This window comes from Bradyrhizobium sp. Kon37, assembly GCF_055807535.1.
In genome coordinates, this window is the sequence record NZ_JBVVOY010000052.1 from 1 (window position 1) to 8,917 (window position 8,917).

Here is an 8,917-nt window from a genome sequence, read left to right on the forward strand (position 1 = left end):
CTGGCTCGCTTCATTTGTCCGTCCTTCAGAAGGCCGGACTCAAACTTCAACTGGAGGAAATCGGCAGGGGCAGGTCACCTTGGCTAGGCCGTTTTTGGCGGATCGCTGATGGCGCTTAAAGCCAGACCGCCTCAACAGTGCACGACGTCGATCCACAAAGACTTGCTGGCTGAGGTTTTGGTCGGGTCGCTGCACACCCGTCCAAGGCTCGACGAGCTACTTCCGCGGATTTGGGCGATAGGGCGCTCCGGCTGCAGACCTCCCGGTCGCGGGCTCACGTTAGGCATAGACTCTCACCTCTCAGTGGTGGCCCTCAATTCGAGTTTCTGGCGTACCTCATCTGCGCTCATTACGCGCACGCCCATCCTGACGAGAATTTCCACGGCCCGCTGGACGAGTTCGGCATTAGTCGCCAGCCGCCCGCGAGAGAGATAAAGATTGTCTTCTAGACCAACCCGTACGTTTGCGCCGACCAACGGTGCCAATGCCGCATACGGAAGCTGCATTCGTCCGATCGAGAAGGCCGAGTAGATCGCTCGAGGCGGAATCTGGTGCACCAGCGCCATGAGCGTGGTAAGATCGTCAGGTGCGCCGTACCGAATTCCCATACATAGCTGGATCAACGCGGGATCCTCGATTATCCCGTCCTCAATTAAGTCGCGCACGAGCACCAACTGACCCGTATCGAACACTTCAAGTTCAGGACGCACACCTAGCTCCTTCACGCGTGCGGCCATCACGCGCAGCGTCCCGGCGGTATTGACCATGATGTACTGGGCGCGGGCGCCCCAGTTCATCGTCCCGCAATCGAGAGTGCAGATTTCAGGGCGCAACTCCTCCACATGCACCAGTCGCTCGAGCGCACCCGCCATGTCCGTCGCCGCGGGGTTCGGCGGCAGAGGAGACTGCGGTTCACCTAACACGAGGTCTCCGCCCATACCCGCAGTCAGGTTGATTACCGGATTCACGTCCGACTTCCGAATCCGCTGCACCACCGCCCTATATAGGGCCGGGTCTCGGGCTCCCCGTCGGGTTTCAAGATCACGGACGTGAATGTGAACCACTGCCGCGCCCTCCCGGGCGGCTTCAATAGCCGAATCGGCGATCTGCTCTGGGGTCACCGGCACATGCGGGCTGTGCTCCACAGAACTTCCAGACCCTGTGACAGCACAGGTGATAAAGACCTCAGAAATCATCCAGACCTTCTCCTTGACTAGCACCAATCCAGGCCCGCACTAAGATCAGATCGGCCGCCGTTAAGTTCATTCTCTTGCGTCCGAACGTATGCATTATCAATGCAACTGCGACTTCGTTTCAGCCGCATTCATCATCCAAGCAATCGGCGTGCCGTTCATGGATCGGTGCGCGGTTGCGCCATGAGAGAAAACACAGCTTTAGCAAACAGCCTGAACACCTAGAACTTCGGCCTCCAATCACGCGGCCAGTGACCGACCCGGCAGCCCGGATTCCAGTGCCTGTTCACCACACTTGAGCCAGCGTGCCGTGTTCGCCTGCGTGCACCATTCACCGCACTCTGGGCCGCGCCAGATTCAATGTGAGTCGCAAAACACTAGTCGCTACATTGGGCCGCGATCGCTACACCTTTGTCGTTTCGCGCACAAATGACTGTTGCTCAAATTGTTCCATTTGTGAAGCGATACGATGTCATAGAGCGAGGTGTCGGCCCTATTCCGGCGGATTCTCTGAGCTGAGGCGCTTATCGCGCTTAGATGCTTCTGGCATGTTCATTGCCAATGAGATGCCATAACCACAGAGAGAGGGGCGATGATGCATTCAGAAGCACAGCATTCGGCCAACTTCAGGATGGCAAACCGCAGATGGGCTCTGAAATCCCTGTTCGAACCGCAGGGAGTTGCCGTGATTGGTGCCTCGCCGAAGCCGAGCCTCGCCAAAAGTATCCTTAACAACATCGTTTCCTTCGGCTTCGACGGAAACATTGCTGCTGTGAACCCCAAGTATACGAGCATTGACGGCGTCGACTGTTACAAGTCCATCGCAGACGTCCCGTTTCACGTCGATCTAGCCGTGCTATGCGTTCGAGCCGAGAATCTTCTCCCTATTTTAGAGGAATGCAAGCGAAAGTCGGTGGGAGCCGCGCAGATCATCGCTAGCGGTTTTGCGGAACTCGACTCGAGGGAAGGCCGCGCCAGACAGCAACAAGTTCAACGCTGGGCAGAAGACGCGGCGACAATAGTCGTTATCGGGCCCAACACATTTGGGCTGCTCAATCTTCACCGGCCGATAATTGCCGTCGGGGACAATAAGATCACTAAGGTGCTCGCTGGAGGAGTCAGTGGCGTCTTCCAGAGCGGGCAGATGGTCACAGTGATGCATCCGTTGATGAGCAGAGGCATTGGGATTAGCAAGATCATGACGACTGGCAATGAAGCCAGCGTAACAACAGCCCAACTAATTAACTTCTTCGCCGACGATCCACAAACGGAAGTCATCGTCAGCTATTGCGAAGGCATTAACGATCCAGAATGCTTTGCCATTGCCTGTACGCGCGCACGGGAACTGGGCAAGCCAATCATCATGTTGCGCGTCGGGGCACATGCTGAGGTGCAAAAGAGCATCAAACGACATACGGCAACACAAGGCGCGAACAGCTATAAAACAGATATCCGTTTTCTGGAAGATCTGGGTGTCATTGCCGTTCACTCGGTTGAGGACCTAATCGAAACCGTTGTGGCTTTCAACACCTGCCGCAGCCCCCGGGGGAAACGCGTCGCATTTGTAAGTTTTTCTGGCGGAATGGGCAATATAGTGGCTGATTCGATCCTGTCGACGCCAGAACTGAAGCTTGCTTCCTTTTCCCATGGGTTGCGCGAAAAGTTGGCCAACGTGCTGCCGAGATTCGCAAACAACTTCAATCCCCTAGATTTGAGCGCTCAGAGCGCATTCGATGCCGAGATCCTGACGAGTTGCATAGAAGTACTTGGACAGAGTGATGAGTTCGACATCCTTCTCTGGGGCAAGGACTTGCCGACGAGCATTGAGGACGATTCTGTGGTTGGTGTTGCATTGACGAAGCTTATGGCACAAAATCCCGGAGTAGTGGTCATTCCGGTCTCGCAGATGAATGGAATGTGTCAAGGCGGGGAGAGTAATGGAAATCCGCCCATGTTCGCTGGCCGAGCGCTCTTGCAAGGCACCGCGGGTTCTATTCGAGCTTTGGGCAAAGTCGTCGGGTGGCACGCCTCGAGCCCGAGCGCTGCACCAACGAATACAATATCGCAGGCGCCGCACCAAGCAGGAGCGATCTAAGAGCCTAGCTCGGAACGTGCGACAGCAGCCGCGATCCAGTAGCCTTCGCGAGTCTTTCTTGGGCAGGTATGGAATCACCTGCACAGAGTGGCACTAGATGGTCGTCCGCGAACAAGGCTCTAAAGCGATTGAGCAGGAGTCATTGCTCCGGTTGCGGCGGCATTTGAGATTACAGGGATTGGGGGCTTGGGCCCCCAAACCTTGCAATTTTCGTTTGTGGATTCCCTTTCGCTGTGGACCATGATTCTGTGGTGCATCGGAGGGGCCGATGCGACCGAAGAAGCACAGGACGACGGGATCGAACGATCTGTTCCGGGCGCCGCTGGAGGCGTGGAGCCCTCTCGGCAGTGTCGGAAATTCCTATGGCTGAACCGCCCCGGGGTTTGCCGGAGCCCATTTGGTTTAAGTTAAGCTGCCATGGCCAGTTGTTCCAGCACGGCGTAGTAGCGTTGCTCGGCGTCGGCCGGCGGGATGTTTCCGAATGGGCTCCAGGAGCGGTCGGTTGTTGAACCAGTCGACCCATTCAAGAGTGGCGAACTCGATGGTCTCGAAGCCGCGCCATCGCCCGCGCTGATGGATCACCTCGGCCCTGTAGAGACCGTTGATAGTTTCGGCGAGAGCGTTGTCGTAGGAATCTCCGACACTGCCCACAGAAGGCTCGACGCCGGCCCTCAGCAAGACACTCGGTGTACTTAATGGATACGTGAATCACGTAGTGCCTGCTCCAGCGCACCGAGCACGAAGCCCTGCATGCGCCGTGCGCGAGGCCCGCCAGCCGACGATCCTGCGGGCATAGCATCGATGACGAAGGCGACGTAGACGAAGCCGGCCAGGTCGCTACATAGGTGAAGTCGGAGACCCAACGGACGTTCGGCCGTGGCGTCTTGAACTGGCGGGTTGACGTGATCCAGCGGGCATGGCGCCGCCTTGTCGCTGATCGTGCTTCTGACGGATTTGCCCCGGATCACGCTTGGAAACCCATGTCTCGCAGGCGCAACGAGCAACGTCAAAGCCTTCGCTTGAGCTGGCGCCAGACCTTGCGCACGCCGTAGACGCGGAAGTTCTGATCGAAGACGCGACGAACCTGGACCTTCAGAGCGGCATCCTGCCTGGCGCGCGCCGACCGCTTGGCCGGATCGCGCCGCTTGGCCACATGGGAGTGGTAGGTCGAGGGGGCGATCGGCAGGACCTTGCAGATCGGCTCGACCCCATGCGCCCCACGATGATCATCAATGAAGGCGATCATGGCTTGGACCGGCGGTCGAGCTCCGCCATCGCAAAATAAGCGCTCGCCTTGCGCGGGTCTCGTTGGCCTGCTGAAGCTCACGGTTCTCCCGTTCCAGGGCCTTCAGCTTCTCGGCCATTTCAGTCGAAACGCCGGTCCGCTGCCCGCTGTCAACTTCGGCCCTCTTGACCCAGTCGTGCAGCGTCTGCGGTGTGCAGCCGATCTTCGCCGCTATCGATGTCACTGCCGCCCAGCGCGAAGCGTCCTCGCCAGCATGATCCAGAACCATCAGGACCGCACGATCGCGGACCTCAGGCGAAAACTTGTTCGTCTTGCTTGTCCTGGCTCCATCCTCCCAGGAGTTCGAGCCTCCGGCAAACCCGGGGCGGTTCATGGCAATGCTCCCGCCGAAACATCAACGGTTTCTATAAGGCCGAGGTGATCCATCGGCGCGGGCCACGGCGCAGCTTCGAGGCCGTCGAGTTCGCGAATTTCGTGGTTCAACAACCGGCGGCTCCTGGAGCCTAACGGCAACATCCCGGCGGCCGAGGCCCAAGAACGCTACTACGCCATACTGGAACAGCGTGCCATGGCGCGTCAACTTAAACAAAATGCCTCTGGCAAACCCCGGGGTTCAAAGTGGCGCAACAATATTGGCTCATCTTATACTCTGTTGCGTTCCACCCCACCCTATTTAGTAGCTGCGAAGCAGGATCGCGATCCTTACCTTTGTTTCAAGCGAAGAGCGGACCGATGCACAAAGAGAGTTGCTTCGGCGCGTGATCATCGGGATCCCGCTATTGGGCGCCGAATTAGCCCAAAGGCTTGCGCGATGGAGGCATCACGATGTCAGAGTACGGCTTGCGCGCGATTGTGACGGGTTCGGCATCGGGGCTTGGGGCCGCAAGTGCGCTTCTACTTGCGAAAGATGGCGCTCGCCTTGTGATCAACTATTCCAGCAGCCGAACAGATGCCGAAGCTACCGCCGAGGCGTGCCGCAATGCTGGCGCTGCCGAAGTCTTGGTGGTGCAGGGCGATGTTTCGCGCGATGACGATTGCAAAAGGATAGTTGCCGCTGCCGCTACTTGGGGAAAGCTCGATGTTCTTATCAATAACGCCGGCATTACCAAACATGTGCCGCATCATACTATGGACGGATTGTCGGCTGATGATTTTCAGCAGATATATGCGGTAAACACCATCGGGCCCTACCAAATGATCCGCGCGGCGCGATCGTTGTTGGAAGCGAACGTCCAGGCGTGCGGCGTTACGGCGGCGGTGGTTAACATCTCCTCAGTAGCAGGAATAAGCGGCGACGGTTCGTCGTTAGCGTATGTTGCGAGCAAGGGAGCGCTGAACGTGATGACTTTGTCGCTGGCCAAAGCTCTCGCGCCTAGTATCCGCGTCAACACCGTTTGTCCGGGCTATGTTGACACATTTTGGCACCGCAAGGTATGTGGCGAAGCACGGGCCAAGGAAGTCCGCGATGCGATGGCTGAGAAGGCAGCGCTGAAGATTGTATCCAGTGCCATAGACATCGCGCACCTCGTTCATTTTTTGGCAAGCTCGGCTTCAAGCCATATGACTGGTGAGTGTGTACGCATGGACGCCGGCCTGCACTTGATCCGATAAGTGACTATCCCCCCGGTTCTCTGTTCGCGGATCACGCTCATTCCGACTCGCCGGCTTCAGATTGACCGCAAGATCATGAGTTGAGCTGCGCCTTGGTGGGTAAAAATGAGTAATGGACCTTCGATTCTCGTCTGTAGGAACCCGCCGTCCCGGCACGTGACGGTCTGCCTCTAGTTTGAAGGGCTGACGAGGCCGAACGAGCAAGAAGCTAGGGCCGGGAGATCCACAGCGACGTCTGGAGTGCCTAATATTCTGCGCAGTCTCAAAAGGTGAACCTCTCCGGGACCTCTCGATGATCTTTCTCTGATGTGGCGAGTATTCAACCGTTGGTTGACGTCTTCGCCGAGTTAAGGCGCGGGTTGGAAGCACAAATGCAACTTGCAGACGAGCGACGGCCTATCGCTTAGCGGCCGGTGTCACTAATGTTTTCAGCGAAGTCCCTGAGCATGGCATTCACCGCGCTCCAGTTCGACACGCCACCTTTTGAGTAGCCGACCTAACCTCCCGGTCGCAAACCGAAGTTGTACCCTTTTAGCAAGCATAGTCGGGCAAATCCAAGGGTGCCGCCAGGCGCTTCGCTAGGGGAAGCCCTGCTGCGGATTCCGGGGATTGTGGCCAGGGATTCCGATTGAACGCGACCATGCATTCCGATCGAAGGCGGTCACCTGCTCCGACGAAGGCGGCGTGGGGTGTCGTTGCCGGCATGAGGAGTTGGGTCAGGGTTTCTTGGCTGCGTCACGAGTGGCGCGCTGCGCAGTGATCGTTCGCATGCTGTCTGCGTTGAGTGTGAGGCGATGAGCATTGTGGACGAGCCGATCCAGGACGGCGTCGGCGATGACCTCATGCCAATTTTCGATCGGCACTTGGCTGGTGATGAGGGTCGATCCGCGCTGGTGTCCATCGTCGACGGCTTCGAGGAGGTCCTGATGCTGCTCGCCGGCAAGCGGAGCGAGGCCCCAGTCATCGAGCATGAGCAAATCGATCCTCGATGGAGTCTTGCGGAGCCGCGCATAGCGTCCGTCGCCGCGGGCGAGCGCAAGAGCTTCGAACGGCCTTGGCAGGCGATGGTATAAGACGGATCGATTATCGCGGCATGCCTTGTGGCCGATCCAATCGCCCTCGACGAGCTTGGCAAAAAACGCCCCATCGATGCCGCCCGGAGCGCGCAGATCGACATCTTCGACGATTGCGGTCTGCCGGAGCGGTGCGAACCTTCAGGCGCACGGTGAGCCTTTTGCTCTCCCGCTCGGTTGCTTCCCGATGAATAATCAGGCCGAGCCGCTGCTCGAAAGTCTGAGCGGTGACATCGCGTTGGCGTTGCTGATCATCGAAGGCCTTGGCTATGCCCCGAGCCCGAGAGCAGCAAGACGTTCGTGGGTATGATTGCCTAGCATAAGGTCTCCTTCTTGCTGGTCAGTGGTAGTGGCCGCGGCCCCGGATGTTGCCGTGCTGAATAGGATCTCGTCGCGGGCGATGTCAGCAAGGAAGGCCTTGTCGAGTCCGGTCTGGGGGCTCGAGGCGATCGACCGATAGTCGCTGCGCCGATGCTGATGCCAAGGCGGCCTGCGGCCTCGAGACGCTGGGTCCCATATGTCCTCTCCATCCGCCGGATACCGAGACAGGAGCGGAAGCTCTGCTCAGGATGGGCTTTGTCCGCATGATCGCCTCGCACAGCGCGACCGTGAGCGCACCGATCTTCTCGGCGGCGGCCAGCAAACGCGCCTGCGTCCAGAAGGCGTACCGGCGATGCGCGCTCGGCATGTGCTCTGGGATCCTCGTGTGCCGGCGCTTCAAGCCTGAGCGTGCGTGGCTGGCGATGCCGCAATGGAATACCTCGATCGTAACCTCGCCGGCCCGCACCGACGACCTGGCGGATCAAGCGGGATGGCACCGAGTAGAAGTGTCCTGAACTTCGACGTGGTAATCCGGCGCCACGCGCGCGCGGCGCCATTCGGCATACTGATACGGCTCGGGCGGCAGCCGCATCAGGGCCGGACGATCGATGGTGTCGAAGAACTCACGGCGGCTGGCACCGAGCTTGCGCATCAGGCGGGCATTGAGGTCGTCGACAGCATGCGGATCGCGACGTTCAACTCGGCGACCTAGAGGACGCGCCAATTGCACAACCGCGCGAAAATCCATCGCTGAACGATGAGAACCGCCGCCTCGACGTTGGCCTTGTCGCTCGGCTTGCGCGGTCGCGCCGGTGGTGCCGTAATTGACCGCGAGATCCTGGTAGTCCGGTTGTCCCCGGCTCGTAGCGGCTCGCCGTCGTGACCCCGACCTTCAGATTGTCGGAGACGAGCGCCTTCGGCGTCCCGCCCAGGAAGGTCAAGATCTTGGCGGCGCGGACCTCCCCGGCGACCCCCTCGAACACCGGGACGGTATCGCCGGCGAACTCCACGAACAGCTTTTCGCCGGCCGCGTGGGTCTGCCGCATAGTCGCCCTGGTCCCGTGGCGCCATTCAAAATAGAGGTCGCAGAACCGGCTGTAGCCGTAGCCGTCGGGATGATGCGCGCGGTATTCCTCCCACAGCAGCGCCAGCGTTACGCTGCGGCGGCGCAACTCGACATAGATGTGTCCCCATCCGGAAGCGGCTTCAATCGCGGCGGGGGTAGCCGGCCGGCGCGAACAGCTTGCGCTCCAGCGCAGTGTCGTCGAGCTCCTTGCCGGGATCGGCCAGGTGATGCCGATTGACCTGCCCCTGCCGATTTCCTCCAGTTGAAGTTTGAGTCCGGCCTTCTGAAGGACGGACAAATGAAGCGAGCCAG

The 8,917-nt window shown here is 59.2% G+C and carries 4 protein-coding genes, 3 pseudogenes and 1 other annotated feature; of the genes and pseudogenes, 3 read left to right on the forward strand and 4 right to left on the reverse strand.

Annotated elements, in window-relative coordinates:
- Nucleotides 1-293 precede the first annotated feature (293 nt).
- Nucleotides 294-1,196 carry a beta-keto acid cleavage family enzyme gene (locus AC0L3J_RS36610; protein WP_085383129.1) on the reverse strand — a complete coding sequence of 301 codons (903 nt, stop codon included), beginning with the start codon at nucleotides 1,194-1,196 and terminating at the stop codon, nucleotides 294-296.
- Nucleotides 1,197-1,785: 589 nt separating this feature from the next.
- Between AC0L3J_RS36610 and AC0L3J_RS36615 the strand changes: the two genes are divergently transcribed.
- Complete coding sequence (locus tag AC0L3J_RS36615) at nucleotides 1,786-3,288, forward strand: CoA-binding protein (protein ID WP_244561109.1); 1,503 nt, start codon at nucleotides 1,786-1,788, stop codon at nucleotides 3,286-3,288.
- A gap of 407 nt (nucleotides 3,289-3,695) precedes the next feature.
- Here AC0L3J_RS36615 and AC0L3J_RS36620 read toward each other — a convergent pair.
- Nucleotides 3,696-4,802, reverse strand: a pseudogene (locus tag AC0L3J_RS36620) (IS3 family transposase).
- Nucleotides 4,460-4,576: a sequence feature (AL1L pseudoknot), on the reverse strand. It overlaps the preceding pseudogene by 117 nt.
- A 557-nt stretch (nucleotides 4,803-5,359) precedes the next feature.
- Here AC0L3J_RS36620 and AC0L3J_RS36625 point away from each other — a divergent pair.
- The gene (locus AC0L3J_RS36625; RefSeq protein WP_473350323.1) at nucleotides 5,360-6,145 is read left to right on the forward strand and encodes an SDR family NAD(P)-dependent oxidoreductase; all 786 of its coding nucleotides are present in this window, start codon (nucleotides 5,360-5,362) and stop codon (nucleotides 6,143-6,145) included.
- A gap of 716 nt (nucleotides 6,146-6,861) precedes the next feature.
- On the opposite strand, the pseudogene AC0L3J_RS36630 reads toward AC0L3J_RS36625, so the two are convergent.
- Nucleotides 6,862-7,539: pseudogene (locus AC0L3J_RS36630) on the reverse strand (ATP-binding protein).
- A 430-nt stretch (nucleotides 7,540-7,969) separates the two neighbouring features.
- Here AC0L3J_RS36630 and AC0L3J_RS36635 point away from each other — a divergent pair.
- A complete protein-coding gene (locus AC0L3J_RS36635) occupies nucleotides 7,970-8,251 on the forward strand; it encodes a hypothetical protein (protein WP_473350324.1) in 282 nt (93 codons plus the stop codon).
- On the opposite strand, the pseudogene AC0L3J_RS36640 reads toward AC0L3J_RS36635, so the two are convergent.
- A pseudogene (locus AC0L3J_RS36640) lies at nucleotides 8,235-8,917 on the reverse strand (hypothetical protein); the annotation flags it as partial. The gene AC0L3J_RS36635 and the pseudogene AC0L3J_RS36640 overlap by 17 nt on opposite strands.